Annotated in this window: 26 protein-coding genes and 1 pseudogene; 18 read left to right on the top strand and 9 right to left on the bottom strand. The window is 71.8% G+C overall.

The genetic code is table 11. From position 1 onward, the window contains the following. Positions 1 to 97 precede the first annotated feature (97 nt). Together ABZY20_RS32450 and ABZY20_RS32445 are read right to left on the bottom strand one after the other, a co-directional pair. A complete protein-coding gene (locus ABZY20_RS32450; RefSeq protein ID WP_356446313.1) occupies positions 98 to 580 on the bottom strand; it encodes a DUF5994 family protein in 483 nt (160 codons plus the stop codon). Positions 581 to 693: 113 nt separating this feature from the next. Further along, the gene (locus ABZY20_RS32445; protein ID WP_356446311.1) at positions 694 to 1,428 is read right to left on the bottom strand and encodes a MerR family transcriptional regulator; all 735 of its coding nucleotides are present in this window, start codon (positions 1,426 to 1,428) and stop codon (positions 694 to 696) included. Between the two features lie 81 nt (positions 1,429 to 1,509). Here ABZY20_RS32445 and uvrA point away from each other — a divergent pair, with 81 nt between their 5' ends. Beyond that, positions 1,510 to 3,957 carry an excinuclease ABC subunit UvrA gene (uvrA, locus tag ABZY20_RS32440; protein ID WP_356446309.1) on the top strand — a complete coding sequence of 816 codons (2,448 nt, stop codon included), beginning with the start codon at positions 1,510 to 1,512 and terminating at the stop codon, positions 3,955 to 3,957. A gap of 76 nt (positions 3,958 to 4,033) precedes the next feature. Continuing rightward, positions 4,034 to 4,423, top strand: coding sequence for a DUF6281 family protein (locus ABZY20_RS32435; protein WP_356446308.1), 390 nt, complete (start codon positions 4,034 to 4,036; stop codon positions 4,421 to 4,423). A 15-nt stretch (positions 4,424 to 4,438) separates the two neighbouring features. On the opposite strand, the gene ABZY20_RS32430 is transcribed toward ABZY20_RS32435, so the two are convergent. After that, complete coding sequence (locus ABZY20_RS32430) at positions 4,439 to 5,047, bottom strand: hypothetical protein (RefSeq protein ID WP_356446306.1); 609 nt, start codon at positions 5,045 to 5,047, stop codon at positions 4,439 to 4,441. A 105-nt stretch (positions 5,048 to 5,152) separates the two neighbouring features. Here ABZY20_RS32430 and ABZY20_RS32425 point away from each other — a divergent pair, with 105 nt between their 5' ends. Together ABZY20_RS32425 and ABZY20_RS32420 are read left to right on the top strand one after the other, a co-directional pair. Further along, a complete protein-coding gene (locus tag ABZY20_RS32425; RefSeq protein ID WP_356446304.1) occupies positions 5,153 to 6,112 on the top strand; it encodes a helix-turn-helix transcriptional regulator in 960 nt (319 codons plus the stop codon). Continuing rightward, positions 6,066 to 6,173: pseudogene (locus ABZY20_RS32420) on the top strand (DUF397 domain-containing protein); the annotation flags it as partial. The gene ABZY20_RS32425 and the pseudogene ABZY20_RS32420, both read left to right, overlap by 47 nt. Position 6,174: 1 nt before the next feature. On the opposite strand, the gene ABZY20_RS32415 reads toward ABZY20_RS32420, so the two are convergent. From ABZY20_RS32415 to ABZY20_RS32405, 3 genes are all read right to left on the bottom strand, one after another. Then, complete coding sequence (locus ABZY20_RS32415; protein WP_356446302.1) at positions 6,175 to 6,519, bottom strand: hypothetical protein; 345 nt, start codon at positions 6,517 to 6,519, stop codon at positions 6,175 to 6,177. Then, positions 6,516 to 7,148, bottom strand: coding sequence for a DUF6232 family protein (locus ABZY20_RS32410; protein ID WP_356446301.1), 633 nt, complete (start codon positions 7,146 to 7,148; stop codon positions 6,516 to 6,518). The genes ABZY20_RS32415 and ABZY20_RS32410 overlap by 4 nt, the downstream gene beginning before the upstream one ends. Before the next feature lie 71 nt (positions 7,149 to 7,219). Further along, positions 7,220 to 7,540 (bottom strand): PLD nuclease N-terminal domain-containing protein, encoded by a 321-nt coding sequence (locus tag ABZY20_RS32405; RefSeq protein WP_356446299.1) that lies wholly within the window; start codon positions 7,538 to 7,540, stop codon positions 7,220 to 7,222. Positions 7,541 to 7,609: 69 nt separating this feature from the next. On the opposite strand from ABZY20_RS32405, the gene ABZY20_RS32400 reads away from it, so the two are divergent. Beyond that, on the top strand, positions 7,610 to 9,061 hold the full coding sequence (locus tag ABZY20_RS32400; RefSeq protein ID WP_356446297.1) for a menaquinone biosynthesis decarboxylase: 1,452 nt from the start codon (positions 7,610 to 7,612) through the stop codon (positions 9,059 to 9,061). Next, on the top strand, positions 9,058 to 9,960 hold the full coding sequence (mqnP, locus tag ABZY20_RS32395; protein WP_356446295.1) for a menaquinone biosynthesis prenyltransferase MqnP: 903 nt from the start codon (positions 9,058 to 9,060) through the stop codon (positions 9,958 to 9,960). The genes ABZY20_RS32400 and mqnP overlap by 4 nt, the downstream gene beginning before the upstream one ends. On the opposite strand, the gene ABZY20_RS32390 is transcribed toward mqnP, so the two are convergent. Beyond that, on the bottom strand, positions 9,950 to 10,495 hold the full coding sequence (locus ABZY20_RS32390; protein ID WP_356446410.1) for a rhomboid family intramembrane serine protease: 546 nt from the start codon (positions 10,493 to 10,495) through the stop codon (positions 9,950 to 9,952). The two genes, mqnP and ABZY20_RS32390, sit on opposite strands and share 11 nt — an antisense overlap. A 177-nt stretch (positions 10,496 to 10,672) precedes the next feature. Between ABZY20_RS32390 and ABZY20_RS32385 the strand changes: the two genes are divergently transcribed. The 9 genes from ABZY20_RS32385 (at position 10,673) to ABZY20_RS32345 (ending at position 17,353) form a co-directional block, all read left to right on the top strand. Further along, positions 10,673 to 11,338 carry a UbiX family flavin prenyltransferase gene (locus tag ABZY20_RS32385; RefSeq protein ID WP_356446294.1) on the top strand — a complete coding sequence of 222 codons (666 nt, stop codon included), beginning with the start codon at positions 10,673 to 10,675 and terminating at the stop codon, positions 11,336 to 11,338. 56 nt (positions 11,339 to 11,394) lie between these two features. Continuing rightward, positions 11,395 to 11,850, top strand: coding sequence for an Lrp/AsnC family transcriptional regulator (locus ABZY20_RS32380; protein WP_356446292.1), 456 nt, complete (start codon positions 11,395 to 11,397; stop codon positions 11,848 to 11,850). Between the two features lie 92 nt (positions 11,851 to 11,942). Further along, a complete protein-coding gene (gene mqnE / locus ABZY20_RS32375) occupies positions 11,943 to 13,106 on the top strand; it encodes an aminofutalosine synthase MqnE (protein WP_356446290.1) in 1,164 nt (387 codons plus the stop codon). A 272-nt stretch (positions 13,107 to 13,378) separates the two neighbouring features. Then, on the top strand, positions 13,379 to 14,029 hold the full coding sequence (locus ABZY20_RS32370) for a UdgX family uracil-DNA binding protein (RefSeq protein ID WP_356446288.1): 651 nt from the start codon (positions 13,379 to 13,381) through the stop codon (positions 14,027 to 14,029). A 16-nt stretch (positions 14,030 to 14,045) separates the two neighbouring features. Next, on the top strand, positions 14,046 to 14,570 hold the full coding sequence (locus ABZY20_RS32365) for a GNAT family N-acetyltransferase (protein WP_356446286.1): 525 nt from the start codon (positions 14,046 to 14,048) through the stop codon (positions 14,568 to 14,570). A gap of 101 nt (positions 14,571 to 14,671) precedes the next feature. Next, positions 14,672 to 14,971, top strand: coding sequence for a DUF4229 domain-containing protein (locus tag ABZY20_RS32360; RefSeq protein WP_356446284.1), 300 nt, complete (start codon positions 14,672 to 14,674; stop codon positions 14,969 to 14,971). Between the two features lie 141 nt (positions 14,972 to 15,112). Then, the gene (locus ABZY20_RS32355) at positions 15,113 to 15,214 is read left to right on the top strand and encodes a putative leader peptide (RefSeq protein WP_356446282.1); all 102 of its coding nucleotides are present in this window, start codon (positions 15,113 to 15,115) and stop codon (positions 15,212 to 15,214) included. Between the two features lie 66 nt (positions 15,215 to 15,280). After that, the gene (locus ABZY20_RS32350; protein WP_356446280.1) at positions 15,281 to 16,591 is read left to right on the top strand and encodes a dicarboxylate/amino acid:cation symporter; all 1,311 of its coding nucleotides are present in this window, start codon (positions 15,281 to 15,283) and stop codon (positions 16,589 to 16,591) included. A gap of 93 nt (positions 16,592 to 16,684) precedes the next feature. Continuing rightward, positions 16,685 to 17,353, top strand: coding sequence for a TetR/AcrR family transcriptional regulator (locus ABZY20_RS32345; protein ID WP_356446278.1), 669 nt, complete (start codon positions 16,685 to 16,687; stop codon positions 17,351 to 17,353). On the opposite strand, the gene ABZY20_RS32340 is transcribed toward ABZY20_RS32345, so the two are convergent. Both ABZY20_RS32340 and ABZY20_RS32335 read right to left on the bottom strand, forming a co-directional pair. Then, positions 17,341 to 18,405, bottom strand: a complete 1,065-nt coding sequence (locus tag ABZY20_RS32340) for a MaoC/PaaZ C-terminal domain-containing protein (protein WP_356446277.1) — start codon at positions 18,403 to 18,405, stop codon at positions 17,341 to 17,343. The two genes, ABZY20_RS32345 and ABZY20_RS32340, sit on opposite strands and share 13 nt — an antisense overlap. Continuing rightward, on the bottom strand, positions 18,405 to 19,739 hold the full coding sequence (locus tag ABZY20_RS32335) for a 3-oxoacyl-ACP reductase (RefSeq protein WP_356446275.1): 1,335 nt from the start codon (positions 19,737 to 19,739) through the stop codon (positions 18,405 to 18,407). The genes ABZY20_RS32340 and ABZY20_RS32335 overlap by 1 nt, the downstream gene beginning before the upstream one ends. 99 nt (positions 19,740 to 19,838) lie before the next feature. Between ABZY20_RS32335 and ABZY20_RS32330 the strand changes: the two genes are divergently transcribed. From ABZY20_RS32330 to ABZY20_RS32320, 3 genes are all read left to right on the top strand, one after another. After that, on the top strand, positions 19,839 to 21,122 hold the full coding sequence (locus tag ABZY20_RS32330; protein ID WP_356446273.1) for an acetyl-CoA C-acetyltransferase: 1,284 nt from the start codon (positions 19,839 to 19,841) through the stop codon (positions 21,120 to 21,122). A 233-nt stretch (positions 21,123 to 21,355) separates the two neighbouring features. Further along, a complete protein-coding gene (locus tag ABZY20_RS32325; protein ID WP_356446271.1) occupies positions 21,356 to 23,287 on the top strand; it encodes an AMP-binding protein in 1,932 nt (643 codons plus the stop codon). 149 nt (positions 23,288 to 23,436) lie between these two features. After that, positions 23,437 to 24,516 (top strand): substrate-binding domain-containing protein, encoded by a 1,080-nt coding sequence (locus ABZY20_RS32320; RefSeq protein ID WP_356446269.1) that lies wholly within the window; start codon positions 23,437 to 23,439, stop codon positions 24,514 to 24,516. The last annotated feature ends 2 nt before the right edge of the window (positions 24,517 to 24,518 follow it).

Below are 24,518 nucleotides of genomic sequence, written 5' to 3'. Positions count from 1 at the left end.
TGCCGTGCCGCGCGCCGAGGACGAGACCAGTCCTGTCACCGGTGTACGAAGTACCCTCGACTCCTCCTACGGTACTCCTGGGACCGTCACCGATCCGTCACACCGGCGAAGTGCCCCCGCCCCCGGTGTCGACGAGGATCTGTCCCGCACGGCTGACGTTGTCCGCCCGGACGGCCTGGGCCATCGCGGCGTGGGCGGCCTCCGGTGCCGCGTCCGGCGGGACCACCAGCAGGGAGAACACGTCCTGGTCGCCGCGGGTGATCAGGACCGTGCCGTCGCCGACCGGGAACCGGTCGACGTGCACCACCCGGTCGTCCACGACGATCCGCGTCGGCAGACCCTCCCAGGCCGCGCTGTCCAGGCCCACGCGGGTCACGGGTCCGAGGTGGTCGACGAGGGCGGTCAGCAGCGCGGGCAGCTCGACCGCGAAGTCGCGCGAACGCGGCCACCACGCGCCGTCGAGGACCCCTTCGCGCGAGTCGGTCGTCTCCAGCCGGAGCAGCGCGCAGCCCGGTCGCACGGCCTCGTGGACGCCGCTGGGCAGACGCCGGGAAACAGTTGGTGTGTCCGTGCCGGTCATGAGGATCACCCGTCTCGAGTGCCGGTGCGACAACGGGACCGCCTCGCACCTGCCACGTTACTCCCGGTATCGCCCGCGGCGGGGCAGCCGCGGGCGCCTGCGCGCGGCCGGTCTCACCGGGGTGGGACTCCTGCGGCCTCGGGGAGCCCGCTGAGGTAGGTGTGCAACGCCCCCGCCCCCTCGGTCATCCCCCTGGTCCGGGCCGCGAGGGCCTCGCCGCGGGCCGCGATCGCCGCCCGCAGGGCCTCGCTGCCGCCCTCCCTCCGCAGCCCTTCCAGCACCGGCCTGATCTGGTCGAACAGGTAGTGGCTGCGGCGCAGGGTGTGCACCAGCCGGGCGTCGCGCACGTCGGCCGGCCCGTACACCCGGTAGCCCGTGCCGCGTTCGCGGACCGGCGCGAGCAGCCCCGCCGCCTCCCACACCCGCAGCGCCGAGGTCCGTACGCCGAGCAGCCCGGCCACCTCGCCGATGCGCAGCACCCCGGAGCGGGGGAGCGCGGCCGGGGGTTCCAGCGCCAGGAGCTCCAGCGCCTCGCTCGCCGCCCGCAGGGACACCCGCTCCTCGTGCACCGCCGCGTGCGCCGCGTCGACCTGGGCGAGGGCGCCGGGGACGTCCCCCTCATGGACCCTGCGCATGATCGCCGCCGCCGTCACCGGACCGTAGCCCCGCAGCATCGCCCGGTACGCCAGCAGCGCGCGGCGGTGCACGTCCCGGAAGGCCCGGTAGCCGGACGCCGTGCGGGCGGCCGGCGGAAGCACCCCGGCCTCCTCGTAGTTGCGGATCTGCTGCGTCGAGACACCGGCCAGACGGGCCAGGTCGACGGGGCGGAGGCGGCGGTCGTTCGTCATCGGTTTGAAGGTTACGCCAGCATCCTCCGCCGCAAGCGGGCGAAAGTCCCAACACCGCGCTTCAATGGAAGACTTGAAGGAATGGACTCCTGCATTCATGTCACCGGTGCGCGTCTGAACAACCTCAGGAACGTCTCCCTCTCCCTGCCGAAGAACAAGCTGGTCGTCCTGACCGGACTGTCCGGCTCCGGCAAGTCCACCCTCGCCTTCGACACCCTCCACCGCGAGGGCCAGCGGCAGTACCTGGAGTCGCTGGGCATGGTCACCGGCCTCGTCAGCAAGCCCGCCGTCGACTCGATCACCGGCCTGTCCCCGTCCATCAGCGTCGACCAGCACCACACCAACCGCAGCCCGCGCTCCACGGTCGGCACGGTCACCGAGGTCTTCACCTACCTGCGGCTGCTGTGGTCGCGCGTCGGAGTACGGCCGTGCCCGGGCTGCGGGCAGAGCATCCCGCCGTCCTACGCCGACGACACCGAGCCCGACGAGGACGCCGAGGCCGAGCAGCGGCCCTGCCCGCACTGCGGCACCCTCGTTCCCGACCTGGTCATGGGCTCCTTCTCCTTCAACAAGCCCGCCGGGGCCTGCCCCGCCTGCACCGGCCTCGGCGAGGTCGTCCGGCCCGACGTACGGCGCCTGCTCGACGGCGCGAAACCGGTCGCCGAGGGCGCGGTGCGCGGCTGGAACACGAAGTTCACCGAGTGGAGCCTGCCCCAGCTGCGGGCCGCCGCCCGGCACTACGGCTTCACCTTCGACACGGACCGGCCCGTCGACGAACTGAGCAGGCAGGAACGGGACCTGCTCCTCCACGGCGTCGAAAGCCCAGAGTTCCGGCGGCACTTCCCGGACACCGAGCCGCCGAGGACCGTGTCGGCGGGCCGCTTCGAAGGGGTCGCGACGGCACTGCTGCGCCGCTACACCGACCGTGCCGACGACCCCGAGTACCGCGAACGCGCCGAGCAGCAGGGCCTGGTGAAGCAGCCCTGCGAGGCGTGCGGCGGCACCCGGCTGCGGCCGGAGAGCCGGGCGGTGACCGTGCACGGCCTCACCATCGTGGACGCCGCGCGGCTCCCGCTGACCGACCTCGGCACCTGGCTCGCCGGGCTGCGGGAGCGGACCGCCGGGGACGAGTGGCTGCTCGTCGAGCCGGTCGTCGCCGACCTGGAGGAACGGGTGCGGCGCCTGGTCGACGTCGGCGTCGGCTACCTCACCCTCGGGCAGGCCACACCCAGCCTCTCCGCCGGCGAGACACAGCGGCTGCGGCTGGCCGCCCTGCTCGGCTCCGGACTGACCGGCGTGCTCTACGTCCTGGACGAGCCCACCATCGGCCTGCACCCCTCCGACACGGCCCGCCTCGTCGGCGTCCTGCGCCGCCTGCGCGACCTCGGCAACACCGTGCTGGTCATCGAACACGACCTGGAGGTGCTGCGCGCCGCCGACCACGTCGTCGACGTCGGCCCCGGCGCCGGGCGGGACGGCGGCCGGATCGTCGCCGCCGGGACCCCCGAGGAGGTCGCCCGCGCCGAGGGCTCGGTCACCGGCGCGTACCTCTCCGGCCGCCTGTCCGTGCCGGGTTCACGCCGCCGCGGGGACAGCGACACGGCCGTCGTGATCCGCGGGGCCCGCGCCCACAACCTCAAGGACCTCACCGTACGGATCCCGCTGCGCCGCCTGGTCACGGTCACCGGCCCGTCCGGCTCGGGCAAGTCGACGCTGCTGCTGGACGTCCTCGGCCGCGCCGCCCGCCGCCACTTCCACGGGGCCGGGGACCCGCCCGCCGAGCACGACGGCGTCGACGGCTTCGAGCACCTGTCCAAGGCCGTCCTCATCGACCAGGAGCCCATCAGCCGCGTCCCGCGCTCCAACGCCGCCACCTACTCGGACGTCTTCACCCCGATCCGCGAGGTCTTCGCCGCCCGCAGCAAAGGTGCCCTCACCGCCGGGCACTTCTCCTTCAACGTGCCCGGCGGACGCTGCGAACGCTGCGAGGGCGCGGGCGTCCTCACCGTCCGCATGCACTTCCTCCCGGCGGTCGAGGTGCGCTGCCCCACGTGCAAGGGCCGCCGCTTCCGGCCGGAGGTGCTGTCGGTCCGCCACGAGGGCCACGACATCGCCGAGGTGCTCCAGGCGACCGTGGACGAGGCCCTGACCGTCTTCGCGGACGTCCCGGCGGTCGCCGCCCGGCTGCGCCGCATGGCGGACGTCGGCCTCGGCTACCTCCCGCTGGGCCAGCCCGCCACCACCCTCTCCGGTGGCGAGGCCCAGCGCCTGAAACTCGCGAAGGAACTCGGCCGCCGCACGACGGGCCGCGCCCTGTACCTCCTCGACGAACCGACGACGGGCCTGCACTCCGCCGACACCGCCCGCCTCCTCGACGTCCTCCAGCGCCTGGTCGACGCCGGGCACTCGGTCGTCACCATCGAGCACAACACCGATGTCGCCCGCGCCTCCGACTGGCTGATCGACCTCGGCCCGGAGGGCGGCGCGGGCGGCGGGCAGCTCGTGGCACAGGGCGCGCCCGGGCACTGAACGTTTCCGGCCCCGCACCCGTCTTCGTCGCGTGGCCGTCGCCGAAGGGGCGCGGGCCCCGGAAGGAGGAGCACCGATGAAGACATCGATGCCGTGGTGGGCGGTGGCCGTGCTCGTCCCCCTGACCGCGGGCTGCGCGCCCTCGTCCCCGGACGCCGACGCGCGGCCCGCGCCCTCCTGCGCCTACGTCGTCGAGTACGACGGCCGCACCTACCTCGGCAGGGAGGAGACCGGCGTGCCCGTGGGGCGGTCGCTCGGCTCCGCCACCCGCCCGGCCTGCGACGACACGCCCGGCGACGGCGACGACGGCGAGGGCCCGGTTCTGACGACCGCGTTCGCCGTGCCGGGCGTGGACCCCGCCGTCGCGGTCGCGGTCGCCGAGGACACGGGCGCCCACCGTCTCGTCGTCGCGGAGTCCGTCGACCGACTCCCGCCCGAGCTGCGGAAGCTGACCGACCGCTCCTGAGTCGGTCGAGCGTCGTCAGCCGCCCTGCCGCTCCAGTACGGCGTAGTCGGCGAAGCTGCGGCGGTAGCGCAGGTGGCCGGTCTCCTGGGTGTGCCTGCGCTGCCACTCCTCGACCTCGCCGGGCGCCCGGCACGGCCCCGACGTCGCCCCGCAGTCCGCGTCCTCGCCCGCGACGCAGTACGCCTGGTACTCGGGCAGCGCGGACGCGTCCTGCACGATCGAGTACGGCACGTACCGGAAGATCCGGCGTCCCGCCGACTCCCCGCCGTGCTCCTCCCGTTGGTGCTTGCGCAGCAGGACGTTCGCGTCCGTCACGGCACTCGCGTCGAAAGCCGCCCGTGCCCGGTCCCGCCGAACCGCCAGCTCCTCACACGCCGCGCACCCCCGCACCGGCAGCGGAGGCCGGGTCGGATCAGCCGACAGCCCCTCCCTGGAACGGTCGTTCAGCGCCCGTAACCCCGCGCTGAGCCGCTCGTCCGGGGTCGCCGGCCGGATCCTCTCCGGGTCCGCCTGCCACTCCCTGCCACCGCCGACCGGGCGCAGCATCACATACGGGCCGGTTCTGTCCCGATACTCGCCGACCCTGTTCGCCTGCGGGTCGTAGACGAGCGTTCCCGGTTCCATTCCGCACACCTCCGTAACTCTGTGTGCATCGAGCGTTGCGCACGGGAACGGCTCGGTTCAATGCTCTGCGTGTGACACCGGTGCACTGTCACGGAGGGGGATGCCGTGAGCCGACGGAACGGCGGGGCGGAGTCGGGAGCGAGCACGGCGGCCGTGTTCGGCGAGGTGCTGCGGCACTTCCGCGAGGCCGCGCTGCTCACGCAGGAGGCGCTGGCCAGACAGATCCCGTGCGACCGCTCGCATGTGGCGCGGGTGGAGGCGGGCACGCGCGTGCCGCAGGACTCCTTTGCCAAGGCGTGCGACGGGATTCTCGGCACGGGTGGGGTGTTGGCCCGGTTGTGGGGGCGGATCGACTGGTATCCGCAAGTGGAGCACCCTGACTGGTTCCGGCGGCGGGCCGAGATGGACGAGGTGGCCGTGAGCCTGCGGGAGTACCAGGAGCGTCTGGTTCCGGGGTTGTTGCAGACCGGTGACTACGTCCGGGCGCTGTTCGCGCGCGTCGCCAGCGGAGACGAAGTCGAGGAGCGGGCACGCGCCCGACTGAGTCGGCAGCGGCGGTTTCTGGCTGAGGGCGGGCCCCTGTACATCGCCATCCTGGATGAGAGCTGCCTGCGCAACGTGGTCGGCAGTCCGGGGATCATGCGGGACCAGTGTGCCCACTTGCTCAGCGTCACAAGGCGACCCAACATCCGTCTTCAGGTCGCTCCGGCGAGCTTCTCGGAACTGCTCCGGCCCAACGTCTCCATGTCGCTGATCGAGCTGCCGGACGGGCACCGTTGGGTGTACTCGGAGTCGCTCGACAGGGGCCACTTCAGCGACGATCCGACCGTCTACAGACGGCATAGCCACGCCTATGATGTGCTCAGGGCAGACGCTCTGTCAGTCCGCGAGTCGGTCGCCCTGATCAGCGACGCGATGAAGGGGTACGAGCAGCATGAACAGGCACGAACTCTGCGCGGCGAACTGGATCAAGAGCAGCTACAGCGGCGAAAACGGCGGCAACTGCATAGAAGTAAGCCCCGGTATCCCCGCCGCCGTCCCCATCCGCGACAGCAAGAACCCTGACGGACCGGTCCTGGTCGTCACCCGGTCCGCCTGGTCCGCGTTCGTCTCCGCCCTGCGCTGACCTACTGCCCGCCCAGCATCTGCAGGACCCGGTTGGCCGCCTCGGCGACGGGCTGGCCCACGGCACCGACCGCCGCGGCGATCGCGGCGACGGCCATCAGCGCCCGGTGCCGCTCCTGCGCCGGCGCCGCGTCCGCGGCCAGCACGGGCAGGGAGTCGTCGATGAGCTGCGCGCTCGGCGCAGGGAGCTGCTCCCGCAACTCCCGTACACCTTCGAGCAGTTCGGCCAGTGCCAGCCTCAGCGCGGGATCCGTCTCGCCCGAGCCGCCGTTCTTCACGATGCCCGTGTTTCCGCTGCCGCCGTGCATGCTGACGCTGTCGCCGAAGTGGTAGCTGTTTCCGCTCATGCCGCGATCCCCGTGTTTCCGCTGCCGCCGTACATGTTCACGCTGTCGCCGAAGTGGTAGTTCGTGGGCGAGTTGATCGTCAGGCGCTCCACCGTCACCTGGAACTCGGTGTCGGGATTCTCCAGCGCGCCCGCGACGTAGCCCACGAGCTGGTCGAGGTGCTGCGGGTTCCGGCTGGTGACCATCGCGGTGGACGGCCCGGCCGTCTCGACGGCGAGGACGTAGTGCGACTGTGCCGTGACGACGGTGAGCATGTCCACGAGGAAGTAGATCAGCGCCGCGCCCGAGCCGAGCCACACGAAGGTGAGGAGCCCGCTGCCCGTGGACTCGCTCGCTAGGAACGTCACGCTGCCGATGATCGAGAGGCCGATCGCCACGGCGAGGGTGATCCCGGTGCGGGTGAGGTAGCGGACGACCGCCTCCTTGCGCTTGGGATGCAGGGTGAAGGTGTACACCCGGGCGATGTTGCGCAGGGGGTAGGCGGCGCCGCCGACCCATAACAGGCGCTTGTGGACGCGGAGTTGGACGTCGGTCATGGCGCGCGGTGGCGTGGCGGGCGGGGGTGGCACGTCCCACTGCCCCGGTGGCTGCTGGGTCTCCATGGCGTCCCTCTTCAGGCCGGTGGTCACGGTGTGAACACCATTGACGACCATGCGTGTACGCGGGAGCAACCCGTTTCTCTGAAGCTCTGCTGAGCCGCTCAGGACTCGTCGCGCCTCGGGTCGTCGTCCTTGTTCTTGTCCTCGTCGAGGGACTTCAGGAAGTCGGGGTTGTCGTCCGGCGCGACCCACTGCCGGGAACGGCCGCCGCCCCGGACGCCGGACCAGCCCTCGGCGGCCGGGCTGCGCCTCTTGCCGGCGATCAGCCAGGAGATCGAACCGACCAGCGGGAACAGCAGCACGAGGATCGCCCACAGCGGCTTGGGCATGTGGCGGATGTCGTCGTCCTTCGTGCTGATGCAGTCGATGAACGCGTACACGCTCAGCGCCAGCGGCACGAGGAACATCAGTACCCGGAGCATGGGCGGCCTCTCAGCGAAAAGCGGTGGGCGGTTCCAGGCCAGGGTAGCCGCTCGGGGATACTGGACCCCATGGCTTACGACGATCTTCGCTCCCTGCTCAGGGCGCTGGAGCGCGAGGGCGACCTCAAGCGCATCAAGGCCGAGGTGGACCCGTACCTGGAGGTCGGGGAGATCGTCGACCGGGTGCAGAAGTCCGGCGGCCCCGCCCTCCTCTTCGAGAACGTCCGCGGGTCGCGCATGCCCCTGGCGATGAACGTGTTCGGCACGGACCGGCGGCTGCTGAAGGCCCTGGGGCTGAAGTCGTACGCCGAGATCTCCGAGCGGATCGGCGGACTGCTCAAGCCCGAGCTGCCGCACGGGTTCGTGGGCGTGCGGGAGGCGTTCGGCAAGCTCGGGTCCATGACGCACGTGCCGCCGAAGAAGGTCAAGGACGGCCCCGTCCAGGAGGTCGTGCTGACCGGGGACGACGTCGACCTGGACCAGCTCCCGGCCCTGTTCACCTGGCCGAAGGACGGCGGCTCCTTCTTCAACCTGGGGCTGACCCACACCAAGGACCCGGAGAGCGGTGTCCGCAACCTCGGGCTGTACCGGCTCCAGCGGCACGACAAGCGCACCATCGGCATGCACTGGCAGATCCACAAGGACAGCCGCAACCACTACCAGGTGGCCGCGCGGCGCGGTGAGCGGCTGCCGGTCGCGATCGCCTTCGGCTGCCCGCCCGCCGTGACGTACGCGTCCACCGCGCCGCTGCCCGGCGACATCGACGAGTACATGTTCGCCGGGTTCCTCGCGGGCAAGCGCATCGAGATGGTCGACTGCAAGACCGTGCCGCTGCAGGTGCCCGCGCAGGCCGAGGTCGTCATCGAGGGCTGGCTGGAGCCGGGCGAGATGCTGCCCGAGGGGCCGTTCGGCGACCACACCGGCTTCTACACGCCGCAGGAGCCGTTCCCCGCGCTGACGATCGACTGCGTGACGATGCGCAAGCGGCCGCTGCTCCAGTCGATCGTCGTGGGCCGGCCCCCGACGGAGGACGGGCCGCTGGGCCGGGCGACGGAACGCTTCTTCCTGCCGCTGCTGAAGATCATCGTGCCGGACATCGTGGACTACCACCTGCCGGAGGCGGGCGGCTTCCACAACTGCGCGATCGTCTCGATCGACAAGAAGTACCCGAAGCACGCGCAGAAGGTCATGCACGCCATCTGGGGCGCGCACATGATGTCGCTGACCAAGCTGATCGTGGTCGTCGACTCCGACTGCGACGTGCACGACCTGCACGAGGTCGCCTGGCGGGCGCTGGGCAACACGGACTACTCCCGTGACCTGAGCATCGTCGAGGGTCCCGTCGACCACCTCGACCACGCGTCCTACCAGCAGTTCTGGGGCGGCAAGGCCGGCATCGACGCGACGAAGAAGTGGCCCGAGGAGGGCTACACCCGCGACGGCGGCTGGCCCGACATGGTGGAGTCGGACCCGGAGACCGCGGCGAAGGTGGACCGCCGCTGGAAGGAATACGGACTGTGACCTCCGCTTCCGCCGCCATCCCCCAGCCGGGACGCACCAAGGCCTTCCTCCGGCTGGTGATGATCGAGCACTCGGTCTTCGCGCTGCCCTTCGCCTACATCGCCGCGCTCACGGCGATGTACGAGTGGGACAGGAACATCCACTGGGGCAAGCTGCTGCTCGTCACCGTGTGCATGGTGGGGCTGCGGACCTTCGCGATGGCGGTCAACCGGATCATCGACCGGGAGATCGACGCGCGGAACCCGCGCACGGCGCAGCGCGAGCTGGTGACCGGCGCGATGTCGGTCAGGCACGCCTGGACGGGCGCGCTGATCGCCCTCGCGGTCTTCCTGGGCGCGGCGGCCCTGCTGAACCCGCTGTGCCTGGCGCTGGCCCCCATCGCGGTGATCCCGATGGTGGTCTACCCCTACGGCAAGCGGTTCACGAACTTCCCGCAGGCCATCCTCGGCCTCGCCCAGGCGATGGGCCCGGTCGGCGGCTGGCTGGCGATCACCGGCTCCTGGTCCTGGGACGCGGTCCTGCTCGGTCTCGCCGTCGGCATCTGGATCGGCGGCTTCGACCTGATCTACGCCTGCCAGGACGTGGAGACCGACCGCGAGATCGGCGTCATGTCCGTCCCGGCGCGCTTCGGCATCCCGGCGGCGATCTGGGGCGCGCGAGCCTGCCACACCGTCACGACGGGCCTGTTCGTCTGGTACGCCCTGGCCACCGGCGCCGGCGCCTTCTTCTGGCTGGGGCTGCTGATCGTCGCCGCCGCGTTCCTCTACGAGCACTCCATCGTGCGCCCGCACGACCTGTCCCGCGTCAACCGCGCGTTCTTCAGCGTCAACGGCTTCATCGGCATCGCCCTGTTCGTGTGCGCGCTGCTGGACCTGCTGGTGCGGGGGCTCACGGTGTGAGCGCGGGCGGCGGGGCGGGCCGGCGGCGGAGCGCGAACGCCGCGCCCACCCCCGCCAGCAGGCCCAGCAAATGGCCCTGCCAGCTGACGCCCGACTGGGTGGGGGCCAGGCCCGCCAGGATCGAGCCGCCCCAGATCGCGGCGACCAGCACGCCGGCCAGGATGCCCAGGGGGCGGCGCTCCACGAAGCCCGTGACCAGGAGGAAGCCGAACAGGCCGAAGATCAGGCCGGAGGCGCCCGCGGTGTTGGTGCCCGCCGGGGATATCAGCCACACGCCCAGACCGTCCACGACGACGATCAGCGCGGCCACCAGCAGGAAGCGGCGCAGGCCCGACAGCGCGGCCAGGAAGCCCAGGACCAGCAGCGGCACCGTGTTCGCCGCCAGGTGGGCGAAGCCGAAGTGGACGAAGGACGACGGGACGACGTCGGCCAGCTCGGAGGGCTCGCGCGGGGTGACGCCGAAGCCGTCCAGCGCGTGGCCCGTCGCCACGTCCAGCACCTCCAGCAGCCACAGCAGCGCGATCCACGCCAGCATCAGCTTGCCCGCGGCCAGCGCGCGATCGCCCCTGGACCACCCGGCTTCCGGACCCGACACGGCGACCCCCTCGACGTTCGCTCGTCCCCTCTGGGCAACGGCCCGCCCCCCTTGGCCGGTTCCCACCTGGCGACGCCGGATAGGCTCGGAGTTGTGAACCCAGTCAAGCCAGGCGAGATGCCGCGTACGCCTTGGATCGTAGGGGTGTCCGGCGCCTCCGGCACCCCGTATGCCGCCGCCGTGCTGCGGGCCCTGCTCGCCGCGGGCGAGAGCGTCGACCTCGTGGTCTCCCGGGCCTCCCGGCTGACCCTGCTGGACGAGACCGGAATCTCCTTCCGGGACGGGCACTGGCAGGACGACCTGCGGGAATGGCTGTCCCGGGGCGCCGACGGCAAGCCGGACACCTTCTCCGTCGACCTGGACGCCGTACGGCACTGGAGCGCCGGCGACCTGGCCGCCGGACCGTCCTCGGGGTCGTACCCCACCAAGGGCATGCTCATCGTGCCCGCCTCGACCGCGAGCGTGGCCGGTGTCGCGCTCGGGCTGTCGAAGGACCTGCTGCAGCGGGCGGCGAGCGTGACCCTGAAGGAGGGGCGCAAGCTGATCGTGGCCGTACGGGAGACCCCGCTGAACGGCCAGACCCTGCGGCACCTGGTCACCCTCGACGACGCGGGCGCGACGGTCGTGCCCGCCTCACCCGCCTTCTACGCGGGCGCGACGCACATCCAGGACCTGGTGGACTTCGTCGCGGGGCGCGTACTCGACGCGGCGGGCGTGCCGCACACGCTCTACCGCCGTTGGCAGGGTGAACTCGGCGGCGGCGGGGCACGCCGCGCCGACTGAGCACACCCGTACCTCTTCGGACTCACAGACAACTTCAGCGGAAGGCTTCGATCGCAATGGACGCGGTGGACAGGCAGCTCATCCAGGCCCTGAGGGAGAACGGCCGGGCCTCCTACGCGGAGCTGGGGCGCCTCGTCGGCCTGTCGGGACCCAGCGTCACCGACCGCATCAACCGGCTGGAGGCGGCCGGGGTCATCACCGGCTACCGGGCCACCGTCGACGCCGCCTCGCTCGGCCTCGGTGTCACCGCCCTCATCGGCATCTCCCTCTCCGACGCCACCGACCACGAGGACGTGGCGCAGCGGCTGAAGGACCTGTCGGAGATCGAGGACTGCTGGTTCATCGCGGGTGACGACTCGTACATGCTCAAGGTGCGGGCGGCGGACGTGGACGGCCTGGAGAAGATCATCCGGCGGCTCAGCGGGACCAAGGGCGTCTCCCGGACCCGTACCACCATCGTGCTCTCCACGAAGTGGGAGAACCGGGTCGGGGAACTGCCCGAAGAGGTCTAGGCCCGGAGGGCCGTATGGGGGCACCTCCCGCCCGAAGGGTGGGGGCGTACGGTTGAGGGCGTCGTCGGGCGTCGTCGGAGAAAGGTGTGGGCATGGATCTCGGGCTCAAGCGCGAGCTGGAGGAGAAGGTCAGGGCGGGTGAGCGCTTGACCCGTGAGGACGGCATCGCGCTGTACGAGTCGGACGACCTGGCCTGGCTCGGCGGCCTCGCGCACGAGGTGCGCACCCGCAAGAACGGCGACGTCGTGCACTTCAACGTCAACCGTCACCTCAACATGACGAACGTGTGCACGGCCTCCTGCGCGTACTGCTCCTTCCAGCGCAAGCCGGGGGAGAAGGACGCGTACACGATGCGCATCGAGGAGGCCGTCAAGCTCGCCAAGGCGATGGAGTCGGAGAACCTCACCGAGCTGCACATCGTCAACGGACTGCACCCCAACCTGCCGTGGCGGTACTACCCGCGGTCGCTGCGCGAGCTGAAGGCCGCGCTGCCGAACGTGTCGCTGAAGGCCTTCACCGCCACGGAGATCCACCACTTCGAGACGATCTCGGGGATGTCGGCCTCCGAGATCCTCGACGAGCTGATCGACGCGGGTCTTGAGTCGCTGACCGGCGGTGGCGCGGAGATCTTCGACTGGGAGGTCCGGCAGCACATCGTGGACCACCGCACCCACTGGGAGGACTGGTCGCGGATCCACCGGCTGGCGCACGAGAAGGGTCTCAAGACGCCGTCCACGATGCTGTACGGGCACATCGAGGAGCCCCGGCACCGGGTGGACCACGTGCTGCGCCTGCGGGAGCTGCAGGACGAGACCGGGGGCTTCCAGGTCTTCATCCCGCTGCGCTACCAGCACGACTTCGTCGACATGAAGGACGGCAAGGTCCGCAACCGGTTGCAGGCGCGGACGCAGATGGCGACGGGGGCGGAGGCGCTGAAGACGTTCGCGGTGTCGCGGCTGCTGTTCGACAACGTGCCGCACGTGAAGGTCTTCTGGGTGATGCACGGGGTGCAGACGGCTCAGCTGGCGCTGCAGCACGGGGCGGACGACATGGACGGGTCGGTGGTCGAGTACAAGATCACGCATGACGCGGACAACTTCGGGACGCCGAACAAGCTGACGCGTGAGGATCTGCTGGACCTGATCCGTGACGCCGGGTTCCGGCCGGTGGAGCGGAACACGCGGTACGAGATCATCCGCGAGTACGACGGGCCCGATTCGGAGCGGCGGGAGTCGCCGCAGCCGATGCGGGTGTGACTCCGTCGGTTTCGCCGTGTGGTCGTGCCGTCATGCGGTCGTGTTTCGGGTGCGGGTGCGTGGGGGCTGGTCGCGCAGTTCCCCGCGCCCCTGGGGGCGTGGTCCGGCTGTCTGTGGAGGGGCTGGGCGTGCCCCGCGGCGGTGCCGCGCATCGGCAGCGTCCCGCGCCCATGGGGGCGTGGTCCGGCTGTCTGTGGAGGGGCTGGGCGTGCCCCGCGGCGGTGCCGCGCATCGGCAGCGTCCTGCGCCCCCGGGTGGGGTACCCGGGGGGTATGGCCAGGAGCGAGGCGCCTGAGGATGCCTATACCGCCGAGCCCTTCGTGCCCGGGCGCGGCGGGCTTGCCGCTCTGCGGGAGGCCGCTGCCGGGTGCCGGGGGTGTCCGTTGCACCGGGACGCGACGCAGACCGTGTTCGGGGACGGTGCCGCGGACGCCCGGGTCATGCTCGTGGGGGAGCAGCCCGGGGACCAGGAGGACCGGCAGGGCAGGCCCTTCGTGGGGCCCGCGGGCAAGCTGCTCGACCGGGCCCTTGAGGACGCCGGCATCGACCCCGGCGAGGCCTACGTCACCAACGCCGTGAAGCACTTCAAGTTCACGCGGGCCGAGCCGCGCAAGCGGCGGATCCACAAAGCGCCGACCCTGCGGGAGATGACCGCGTGCGGGCCCTGGCTGGCCGCGGAGCTGGCGGTGGTGGAGCCGGAGCTGATCGTCGTGCTGGGGGCCACCGCCGGGAAGGCGCTGCTCGGTTCGTCGTTCCGGGTGACACAGGTGCGCGGGACCGTGCTGGAGGAGGAGATCCACGGGCGGCCGGAGCGGCTGGTGCCGACCGTGCACCCCTCGTCGGTGCTGCGGGCGGACGACCGGGACGCGGCCTATCGGGGGCTGCTGTCGGACCTGAAAGTGGCGGCGCGCGTGCTGGGGTAATAGCTAGTATTGCCGCGTGCCTCTTACTTTCACGCTCGATCCCGCCGTCACCCCCGAGCTGCGGGACGGCATCCTCGATCTGTGGACCGACGTCTCCAACGCCGGGGGAGCCGTCGGGTACGTGCCGCCGGTGACGCGGGAGGAGATCCGGCCCGCGCTGGTGCAGCACTTCGCCTCGGTCGACCAGGGGCGGGTCCGGATGCTCGTCGGCCGTGACGAGGAGGGGCGGGTCGCGGCGACCGCGTTCCTCACCTTCAACACGCACCACCTGATGACGCACTGGCTGTGGCTGTACACGGTGATGGTCCACCCCCGCCACCAGGGCAAGGGCTACGGCCGTGACCTGCTGGCCGCGGCCGCCGACGCCGCCCGGGGGATCGAGGGGATCGAGGCGATCCGGCTGACCTGCCGCGGCGGGCTCGGGCTGGAGCGGTTCTACGAGTCCTGCGGTTACAAGGAGGTCGGCCGCATCCCGGGGGCGATCCGGCTGGGACCCGGGGAGGACCGGGACGACGTCGTCATGCTGCTGCCCCTCGCCTGACCCCCGTCGACCCCCGTGCAAGATCCGGTGCCGGTCGTGCTTCACTGGACGGTGCCCGATTGGGTGCGTTCTGGCCGTTCGAACCGGAAGAGTGGATTGAGATGCTCCGCTACACGCTGATGCGCCTCGGAATCTTCGTGGGCTGCCTCGTGGTCGTCTGGGGCGCTGTCTACTCCGGCCTCGCCCCGCGCGGCCTCGGCGACAGCAACGGCCTGTGGGTGGTCCTGCTCGCGCTGCTGCTCTCGGCGCCGATCAGCTTCGTCGTGCTGCGCAAGGAGCGCGACAAGGCGTCGGTGCAGATCGTGCAGCGCGTGGACCGGATGAAGGCCTCCATGGAGGCCAACCGCAGCCAGGAGGACGTCGCCGACGACTCCGCCCGTGCCCAGGGGCAGACCTCGTAGGGTCCCTTCCGCCGTGTGCGGGCGCCCCGTTTCCCTCCTTATCGGGAAACGGGGCGCTTTGCCTTGTATGGGCATGTGTGTCCCGTCACCTGTCAAAGCCAGGCTTTGGGGCCCTCAAAGCTCTGGTGTTAAGGTCTGTGTATGAAGTCAGCAGTCGCGTCCCTCACGCCCCGGAGCATTCCGCTCGTGGCGCGCCTGCACGTGGATCTCTGTCGGTGCGCGTCCGCTTTCTGTCGTCCCTGACGTCACGCAACCCCCGTCGTCTCCCACGTCAGTTCCCCCCAACGCGTCCCCCAACGGAGTCAGTCCGTGTCCTCATACACGAAGTCCTTCAAGGTGCCCTTCTGGGCCCAGATACTCGCCGGTCTCGTCCTGGGCGTGCTGCTCGGCTGGCTCGCCCGCAGCCAGGACCTGTCCTGGCTGGTCACCACCCTGGAGAAGGTCGGCGGCACCTTCATCGGGCTGCTGAAGCTCGCCGTCGCCCCGCTCGTCTTCTTCGCGATCCTGGTGTCGATCACCAACCTGCGGAAGGTCAACAACGCGGCCCGGCTGGCCTCGCGCACCCTCCTCTGGTTCATGATCACCTCGCTGATCGCGGTGAGCATCGGCCTCGTCATCGGCCTGGTCACCAACCCGGGCGCCGGCACCGGCCTCACGCCCAAGGACGGCGCGAAGCCCGAGGACACCGGCTCCTGGATCGACTTCCTCACCGGCATCGTGCCGACGGACGTCATCACGCCGTTCACCGAGCTGAACGTCCTGCAGATCGTCTTCATGGCCGCCGTCGCCGGCATCGCCGCCCTGCAGCTCGGCGAGAAGGCCCAGCCGATCCTCACCCTGAGCGAGTCCGTCCTCAGCCTGCTGCAGAAGGCGCTGTGGTGGGTCATCCGGCTCGCCCCGATCGGCACGGTCGGCCTCATCGGCAACGCCATCGCCACCTACGGCTGGGACCTGATCGGCAAGTACGCGACGTTCACCGCGGACATCTACGTCGGCTGCCTCATCGTGCTGTTCGGCGTCTACCCGACGCTGCTCGCGACCGTCGCCAAGGTCAACCCGGTCCAGTTCTTCAAGGGCGCCTGGCCCGCGATCCAGCTGGCCTTCGTCTCCCGCTCGTCCGTGGGCACCATGCCGCTGACGCAGAAGGTCACCGAGCGGCTCGGCGTGCCGCGGGAGTACGCGTCCTTCGCGGTGCCGTTCGGCGCCACGACCAAGATGGACGGCTGCGCCGCGATCTACCCGGCCATCGCCGCGATCTTCGTCGCCCAGATCTTCGACATCCAGCTGGGCGTCGGCGACTACCTGCTGATCGCGTTCGTCTCGGTGGTCGGCTCCGCCGCCACGGCCGGTCTGACCGGCGCGACGGTGATGCTGACCCTGACCCTGTCCACCCTCGGCCTGCCGATGGAGGGCGTGGGCCTGCTCCTGGCGATCGACCCGATCCTGGACATGATCCGCACCGCCACCAACGTGGCCGGCCAGGCGCTGATCCCGGTCCTGGTCTCCGCCCGGGAGAACCTGCTCGACCGCGACGCCTACGCCAAGGCCGACGGCTCCTCCCTGGACGAGCCGGCCGACGCGCCGCGCGACAAGGCCGAGCCGGTCGCCGCGACCGCCTGACGGGCCGACGGATCTGACGCGTTCACGTCCCCCCGGGCGTCCTCCTCCGGTTTCCCGGACGAGGGCCGCCCGGGGGGACCGTACGCTAAGCGTATGGGTGCCGTGAAGACGAAGCGGATGCCGCGCGCGGTCCGTGAACAGCAGATGCTGGACGCCGCCGTGCGGATCTTCGGCCAGCGGGGGTACATGGCCGCTTCGATGGACGAGATCGCCGAACTCGCGGGCGTCTCCAAGCCGTTGGTCTACCTCTACCTCAACTCCAAGGAAGACCTCTTCACCGCCTGCATCCGCCGGGAGGCAGGCGCCCTCGTCGAGGCGGTGCGGGCCGGGGTCCGCCCCGACCTGCCCGCCGACCGGCAACTGTGGGAGGGCCTCGCCGCGTTCTTCGCGCACACCGCCGAGAACCCCGACGCCTGGTCGGTCCTGCACCTCCAGGCCCGTACGCACGGCGAGCCGTTCGCCTCCGAGGTCTCCGCGATGCGCGCGGAGATCGTGGTGTTCGTGACGCAGCTCATCCTCGCCGGTGCCCGGGAGGCGCACCGCGACCCCGACCTGCCCGAGCGCGAGGTCGCCGGGCTCGCCGAGGCCCTGGTCGGTGCCGCCGAGTCGCTCGCCGCCTGGGCCAACGCCACCCCGGGCGTCACGGCCCGGCAGGCCGCCGCCACCCTGATGAACTTCGCCTGGGCCGGGCTCGGCGACCTCATGGAGGGACGCCCCTGGTCACCACCGGAGGAGCAGCAGCCCGGCGCTCACACCGGGTAGACGCCCCCGGTCACGTGCAGCCGGTCGTCCTTGCCGCGCAGTTCGAAGCGGCCGTCCCGCGCCGCGTACGTCACCGTCCCGGGCAGCAGGACCGGGGCCCGGAAGTCCGCCCGGACGTGGCAGGAGTCCGGGGTGCCGTGCGCGGCGAGACAGCGGGCGACCGTCCACATGCCGTGCGCGATGGCCCGGGGGAAGCCGAACAGGCGGGCGGTGAGCGGGTGCAGGTGGATCGGATTGCGGTCCCCGGAGGCGGCCCCGTAGCGCCGCCCCACGTCCCCGGCCAGCCGCCAGTCCGCGACGGGGGGCAGGGGCGCGTGATCCTCCGGGGCGTCGGGGGCGTCGGGGGGTGCGGTGGGGCGTTCGGTTGCCGCATGCGCGGGCGGGCCGGTGGGGCGTTCGGTTGCCGCATGCGCGGGCGGGCCGGTGGGGCGTTCGGTTGCCGCATGCGCGGGCGTGCCGGTGGGGGGTCCGGCCTCCCCAGGCGAGGGCGCGGCGGGCCGGTGGGTCGTCGTTCCCGGAGGTGCGGTGGTCAACTCGTCCGCCGTCCCCGACGCCCCCGCGGGCCGCCCCGTGCGATGCCTGGCCAGGTACGTGCTCCTCGACTCCCAGACCACGTCCGTGCCGCTGCGCACCTCGGTGACGACCGTGGCCTCGGTGCCGCGGCGGTGCGGGGCCAGGCCCTCGACGTGGACGGACAGCTCGTGGTCACCGGTCGCGGGCATCGCGGTGTGCCGGGTGAGGGTGATCGACGTGTGGACCAGGCCGAGCAGCGGCAGCGGGAAGCCCCGCTCGCTCATCAGCCGCATGGCCAGCGGGAATCCCAGTACGTGCGGATAGGTCACCGGCAGCGCGTCCTCCCCGGTCGGGAACCCGCAGACCCGCTCGTACGCCGCGAGCCGCGCGAGGTCGATCCGCAGGCCGGGCAGGACGAGCCGGGTGCGCGGGAACTCCGCGTCGGGGGAGGGGCGTTTGAAGGGGGACAGCAGGGCGCCCCGGGCGAGGAGCGGGGCGAGGGACGGGAGCCCGGTGAGGACGAGCGCGGAGCCGGTCATCACGCCCCCAGCAGGCTCTGGCCGCAGACGCGGACGACCTGGCCGTTGACCGCGCCCGAGGCCGGATGTGCGAGCCAGGCCGTGGCCTCGGCGACGTCGGCCGGCAGACCGCCCTGCGCCAGGGAGTTCATACGGCGGCCCGCCTCGCGGATGAACAGCGGGATCGCCGCCGTCATCCTCGTCTCGATGAAGCCGGGCGCGACCGCGTTGACCGTCACACCGTGCTCCGCGAGCGCCCGCGGGGCCAGGGAGCGGACCAGGCCGACGACACCCGCCTTGCTGGCGCCGTAGTTGGTCTGGCCGGCGTTGCCCGCGAGACCCGCGATGGACGCCGTCGTCACGATCCGGCCGCCGCGCCTGAGCGTTCCCGTCTTCAGCAGGGCGTCGGTGGTGCGCAGCACGCTCGCCAGGTTCACCTCCAGCACGCAGATCCAGTTCTCGGCCGGCATGTTGACCAGGCGCCGGTCGCGCGTGATGCCCGCGTTGTGGATCAGCAGGTCCAGGCCGTCCGGCAGCGCCTCGGCGATCCTCGCGCCCGCGTCGGCGGCCGTGATGTCGAGCAGCAGGGCCGTGCCGCCGAGCCGTTCGGCGACGCGCCGGGCGTCCTGCTCGGCCTGCGGCACGTCGAGCACGACGACCCGGGCGCCGTCCCGGGCGAGGGTCTCGGCGACCGACTCGCCGATGCCGCGTGCGGCACCGGTGACCAGGGCGGTGCTGCCGGCGAGAGGACGGTCCCGGTCGACGGGGGCGGTGGTCTCCCCGGCGGTCCCCACCTCGATCACCTGCCCGCTCACGTACGCCGACTTGGGCGACAGCAGGAACCGGAGCGTGGACTCGGCGGCCGGGGCGTCCGTCAGCCGGACCAGGTTCACCGTCCTGCCCCCGCCGATCTCCTTGCCGAGCGAGCGCGTGAAGCCCTCCAGGGCCTGCTGGGCCGCGGCCTGATGGTGGTCGGCCGGGTCGAGGGGCGCGCCCAGCACGACCACCCGCCCGCTCGGCGCCACGGACCGTACGACGGGATGCAGGGCGCCGTGCACCCCGGCGAGCCCTTCGACGTCCCGCACCCCGGTCGCGTCCAGGACGACCGCCGCCGCCCGCTCGCCACCGGCCGGCGCGAGCCCCGTACGGGCCAGGACCGGCGCAAGCCCCGTACGGGCCAGGACCGGCGCGAGGTCCAGCCCGGACGCCCCGGCGGTGAGGTGGAGCAGGCCGCCGTCCAGGGCGGGGCGCCCGGGTGAGAAGCGGACCAGCGGCGCGGGCCGGGGCAGACCGAGTCTGCGGGTGAGGAAACGGCCCGGCCCGGTGGCGGTGAAGCGCAGATAGCGGTCGGCCATTCCAACTCCCGGTTCCGATGCGTGCCAGTTGCTGACTCTGGAGTAAGGTTACCGGAGGTAAGGGTACGTCACCCACGGAACGGTGAGGAGCAGGTCGAGATGAGCCCCGAGAACAGGCCGGTGCGGCGCGTGGCCGTCGTCGCAGGAGCGCGCATCCCCTTCGCCCGCTCCGACGGCCCCTACGCCACCGCCTCCAACCAGCAGATGCTCACCGCCGCCCTGGACGGCCTCGTCGAGCGGTACGGCCTGCACGACCCCGGCGCCGTCGGCGAGTTCGTCGCCGGCGCGGTCCTCAAGCACAGCCGCGACTTCAACCTCGCCCGCGAGACGGTCCTCGGCTCCGCGCTGCACCCCACCACCCCCGCCTACGACATCCAGCAGGCCTGCGGCACCGGACTCCAGGCCGTCATCGCCGCCGCCAACAAGATCGCCCTCGGCCAGACCGAATCGGCCGTCGCGGGCGGCGCCGACACCGCCAGCGACGCCCCCCTCGGCGTCAACGACACCCTGCGCCGCGTCCTGCTGGAAGCCCGCCGCGCCCGGTCCCTCGGCGCCCGGCTGAAGGCCCTGGCGAAGGTGCGCCCGGCACACCTCGTCCCCGACATCCCGCGCAACGCCGAACCCCGCACCGGCCTGTCCATGGGCGAGCACGCCGCCGTCACCGCCCGCGCCTGGGGCATCGGCCGCGCCGCCCAGGACGAACTGGCGGCGGCCAGCCACCAGCGGCTGGCCGCGGCCTACGAACGCGGCTTCTTCCAGGACCTGGTGGTCCCCTTCCGGGGGCTCGCCCGCGACCAGAACCTGCGCCCCGGCTCCACGGTGGAGAAGCTCGCCGCCCTCAAGCCGGTGTTCGGCCTCGACCAGCCCGAACCGACCATGACGGCCGGGAACTCCACCCCGCTGACGGACGGTGCGGCGACCGTGCTGCTGGCGAGCGAGGAGTGGGCCAGGCAGCGCGGTCTGGAGCCGCTCGCCTACCTGACCGCCCACGAGACGGCGGCCGTCGACTTCGTGGGCGGGGACGCCGCGGGCGGCGAGGACGGGCTGCTGATGGCACCGGCGTACGCGGTCCCGCGCATGCTGGAGCGCGCCGGGCTGGGGCTCGGCGACTTCGAACTCGTCGAGATCCACGAGGCGTTCGCCTCCCAGGTGCTGGCGACCCTCGCCGCCTGGGAGAAGCGCGGGCTCGGCACGGTGGACCGCGCGAGGCTGAACGTCGCCGGCTCCTCCCTGGCGACCGGCCACCCCTTCGCCGCCACCGGCGCCCGGATCGTCGCCACCCTGGCCAAGCTGCTCGCCGAACGCGACGCCCCGGCCCGCGGGCTGATCTCCGTGTGCGCGGCGGGCGGGCAGGGGGTGACGGCGGTCCTGGAGCGGGCCTGACCCCCGCCCGGGGCACCGGACCTGAGGAACCCTCACGTGATCGCCGACCATGCACAGGCCCGGCCCCGGACCATCCCCGAACCCGCACAGGGCCGCCACGTGAGCGCCGTACGATCCCGTTCCCACCGTCAGCAACCCCTTTCTGGGGGTTCCGCCGGTTGAGCGCCTCGGCGTGCGAGGCACGTACGTCATGGCAGCAAGCAGTCCTTCGCTGCACGCCCCAGGAGCCGCCCGTGTCCACTGCCCATCCCTCCTCCGCCTACGACGACGCGTACGGCGACCTGTACGGCGGGCCGGTCCTGGTCGAACCCGGCATCCGGCGGCTCGACGGGGCGGTGCGGGAGGTGTCCGTGCCGCCGCTGGCACCGCCGTGGACGCACGGGTCGCTCGCCGACCTGCCCTTCGACAACGCGAGCGCGTCCCCGGACGCCGTCGCGCTCAGCCGCAAGGACGCGGACGGGCGCTGGAGCGACGTCACGGCGGCGCAGTTCGCCGACCAGGTGCTGGCCGTGGCCAAGGGCCTGATCGCCGAAGGGCTGGTGCCGGGCGACCGGATCGCGGTGATGGCCCGCACGATCTACGAGTGGACGGTCCTGGACTTCGCGGCCTGGGCGGCCGGCCTGGTCACCGTCCCCGTCTACCCCACGTCCTCCGTCTTCCAGGCCCGCTGGATCCTCCAGGACTCCGGCGCGGTCGCCCTGATCACGGAGACGGCCGCACAGGCCGCCGCCCTCGGCCCGGAACGCGGCCGGCTGCCCGACCTGCGGCACCTGTGGGTCGTGGAGAAGGGCCACGTCGACCGGCTCGCGGAGGCCGGGGCGCACCTGGGCGACCCGGAGGTCGAGGTCCGGCGCGGCATGCTCGGCCCCGACACCCTCGCCACCCTCATCTACACCTCCGGCACCACCGGCCGCCCCAAGGGCTGCGCCCTCACCCACGGCAACTTCTTCGCCGAGGTCGACAACGCCATCGAACTGCTCTACCCGGTCTTCAAGTCGAGGACCAGCGACGAGGCCTCGGTCCTGCTCTTCCTGCCGATGTCCCACGTGTTCGGGCGCATGGTCGCGATCGCCTGCGTCCGCGCGCGGGTACGGCTGGGCCACTCGCCCAGCATCAAGGCGAAACACCTCCTCCCGGACCTGGCGAGCTTCCGGCCGACCTGCCTGCTGGCCATCCCGTACATGCTGGAGAAGGTCTTCAACTCGGCCCGCGCCAAGGCCGAGGCGAGCGGCCGGGTCACGTCGTTCGACCGCGCGGCGTCCGTGGCCCAGCGCTACGGGGAGGCCGTCGAGGCCCGGCAGACCGGCCGCGGCCCCGGCCCCTCCCGCGCCCTGAAGACCGCCCGGGCCTTCTACGACCCGCTGGTCTACCGCCGTATCCGCAACGCCATGGGCGGCCGGGTCCGCTACGCGATCTGCGGCGGCTCACCGCTGGGCCGCCGCCTGGCCGCGTTCTACGCCGGGGCCGGCATCGAGATCTTCGAGGGCTACGGCCTCACCGAGACCACCGGCGCCACCACCGTCACCCCGCCCCTCAAACCCCGCCTGGGCACGGTCGGCTGGCCGCTGCCCGGCACCCGCGTCCGCATCGCCGCCGACGGCGAGATCCTCGTCGGCGGCGACCACGTGCTGCGCGGCTACTGGGACCCCCAGGCCGGCGGTGTCGTACCCGCCGCGCCCGACGGCTGGCTCGCCACCGGCGACCTCGGCGCACTCGACGACGAGGGCTATCTGACGATCACCGGCCGCAAGAAGGAGCTCCTGATCACCGCGGGCGGCAAGAGCGTCGCCCCGGCCCCCCTGGAGAACTGGCTGCGCTCCCACCCGCTGATCTCCCAGTGCATCGTCCTGGGCGACGGCCGCCCCTACGTCACCGCCCTGCTCACCCTCGACGAGGACGGCGTCACGCACTGGCGCCGCATGAACGGCAAACACCCCGTCCCGCCCACCCTCCTCGTCGACGACGAGGAACTGCGCGCCGTCCTGCAGCGCGCCGTCGACGAGGCCAACAAGATGGTCTCCCGGCCCGAGTCCATCCGCCGATTCGCCGTCCTGCCGGGGGACTTCACCGAGGAGGCGGGCTTCCTGACCCCGTCGATGAAGCTCCGCCGCGAGGCGGTCCTGAGCGCCTTCGCCACCGAAGTGGAGAGTCTGTACACCCGGTGAGGCGCCTTTGCGATGTCTTCACACCTGGTCCTTGACGACGCGCGCTGCCTACCCTTTGGCTTTCTGCCACCTGGCCGCGATGCTCCCCTTTCGGAAGGCACCACGTGATAGCGCGCAACACCCGTCGGACCGCTGTGCGGAACGTCTCCATGGCCCTGGCGGTCTCGTTCTCGGCCCTGTCCCTCACCGCCTGCGGCGGCGGTGGGAGCGACGACACCGCCGGGGTGAAGAAGAGCAACGACATCACGGTGGGCCTGCTGCTGCCCGACCGGGAGACGGCGCGCTTCGAGAAGTTCGACCACCCGCTGATCAAGCAGGAGGTCGCCTCCCTCACCGACGACCAGGGCACGGTCCGCTACGCCAACGCCGAGGCGAGCGTGTCCCGGCAGAGCGAGCAGTTCCAGAAGATGATCGCCGACAAGGTGGACGTGATCCTGGTGGACGCGGTCGACTCCAAGGCGATCGCCCCGGACGTGCAAAAGGCCAAGGACGCCGGCATCCCGGTCATCGCCTACGACCGGCTCGCCGAGGGACCGATCGACGCGTACGTCTCCCACGACAACGAACTCGTCGGGCAGGTGCAGGGCCGCGCGATCGTCGGCGAGCTCGGCGACAAGGCCGAGGGCAGCAAGGTCGTCATGATGAACGGCGACCCCGCCGACCCGAACACGGCCCGGTTCAAGAGCGGCGCCCTGAGCGAACTGCAGGGCCAGGTCGACATCGTCCAGCAGTACGACACCAAGGAGTGGAAGCCCGCGATCGCCAAGGCGAACATGCGCAAGGCCATCAAGGCCGTCGGGCTGAACGACATCGCCGCCGTCTACTCCGCCAACGACGGCATGGCGGGCGCCGTCATCGAGGCCCTCCAGGAGGCCGGCGCCACCAGCATCCCGCCGGTGACCGGCCAGGACGCCAACCTGGACGCCGTACAGCGGGTCGTCTCCGGCGAGCAGTACATGACCGTCTACAAGTCCTTCCTGCTGGAGGCGACGAACGCCGCGAAGATCGCCGTGGCCAAGGTCCAGGGCCGCTCGATCGAGTTCGCGGCCCTGACCCGCGAGACCGTCGACAGCCCGACCGACAAGAACATCCCGGCCATGCTCGTGCCGGTGGTCGCCCTCACCCGGGACACCATCAAGCAGACGGTGATCACCGACGGCGTGTACACGGTGCGGGACATCTGCACCGCCAAGTACAAGGCGGACTGCCAGGCCATCGGGCTGGAGTGACG

The organism is Streptomyces sp. NPDC006624, from assembly GCF_040611555.1.
Classification (GTDB): domain Bacteria; phylum Actinomycetota; class Actinomycetes; order Streptomycetales; family Streptomycetaceae; genus Streptomyces.
This window is presented reverse-complemented; position numbering and strand designations above follow the sequence as displayed.

Coding starts and splice junctions, on each gene's coding strand:
- ABZY20_RS32450 (WP_356446313.1), bottom strand. CDS start 580: ATGACCGGCACGGACACACCAACTGTTTCCCGGCGTCTGCCCAGCGGC.
- ABZY20_RS32445 (WP_356446311.1), bottom strand. CDS start 1,428: ATGACGAACGACCGCCGCCTCCGCCCCGTCGACCTGGCCCGTCTGGCC.
- uvrA (WP_356446309.1), top strand. CDS start 1,510: ATGGACTCCTGCATTCATGTCACCGGTGCGCGTCTGAACAACCTCAGG.
- ABZY20_RS32435 (WP_356446308.1), top strand. CDS start 4,034: ATGAAGACATCGATGCCGTGGTGGGCGGTGGCCGTGCTCGTCCCCCTG.
- ABZY20_RS32430 (WP_356446306.1), bottom strand. CDS start 5,047: ATGGAACCGGGAACGCTCGTCTACGACCCGCAGGCGAACAGGGTCGGC.
- ABZY20_RS32415 (WP_356446302.1), bottom strand. CDS start 6,519: ATGAGCGGAAACAGCTACCACTTCGGCGACAGCGTCAGCATGCACGGC.
- ABZY20_RS32405 (WP_356446299.1), bottom strand. CDS start 7,540: ATGCTCCGGGTACTGATGTTCCTCGTGCCGCTGGCGCTGAGCGTGTAC.
- ABZY20_RS32400 (WP_356446297.1), top strand. CDS start 7,610: ATGGCTTACGACGATCTTCGCTCCCTGCTCAGGGCGCTGGAGCGCGAG.
- ABZY20_RS32390 (WP_356446410.1), bottom strand. CDS start 10,495: ATGCTGGCGTGGATCGCGCTGCTGTGGCTGCTGGAGGTGCTGGACGTG.
- ABZY20_RS32385 (WP_356446294.1), top strand. CDS start 10,673: ATGCCGCGTACGCCTTGGATCGTAGGGGTGTCCGGCGCCTCCGGCACC.
- ABZY20_RS32380 (WP_356446292.1), top strand. CDS start 11,395: ATGGACGCGGTGGACAGGCAGCTCATCCAGGCCCTGAGGGAGAACGGC.
- mqnE (WP_356446290.1), top strand. CDS start 11,943: ATGGATCTCGGGCTCAAGCGCGAGCTGGAGGAGAAGGTCAGGGCGGGT.
- ABZY20_RS32370 (WP_356446288.1), top strand. CDS start 13,379: ATGGCCAGGAGCGAGGCGCCTGAGGATGCCTATACCGCCGAGCCCTTC.
- ABZY20_RS32360 (WP_356446284.1), top strand. CDS start 14,672: ATGCTCCGCTACACGCTGATGCGCCTCGGAATCTTCGTGGGCTGCCTC.
- ABZY20_RS32355 (WP_356446282.1), top strand. CDS start 15,113: ATGAAGTCAGCAGTCGCGTCCCTCACGCCCCGGAGCATTCCGCTCGTG.
- ABZY20_RS32345 (WP_356446278.1), top strand. CDS start 16,685: ATGGGTGCCGTGAAGACGAAGCGGATGCCGCGCGCGGTCCGTGAACAG.
- ABZY20_RS32340 (WP_356446277.1), bottom strand. CDS start 18,405: ATGACCGGCTCCGCGCTCGTCCTCACCGGGCTCCCGTCCCTCGCCCCG.
- ABZY20_RS32335 (WP_356446275.1), bottom strand. CDS start 19,739: ATGGCCGACCGCTATCTGCGCTTCACCGCCACCGGGCCGGGCCGTTTC.
- ABZY20_RS32330 (WP_356446273.1), top strand. CDS start 19,839: ATGAGCCCCGAGAACAGGCCGGTGCGGCGCGTGGCCGTCGTCGCAGGA.
- ABZY20_RS32320 (WP_356446269.1), top strand. CDS start 23,437: ATGGCCCTGGCGGTCTCGTTCTCGGCCCTGTCCCTCACCGCCTGCGGC.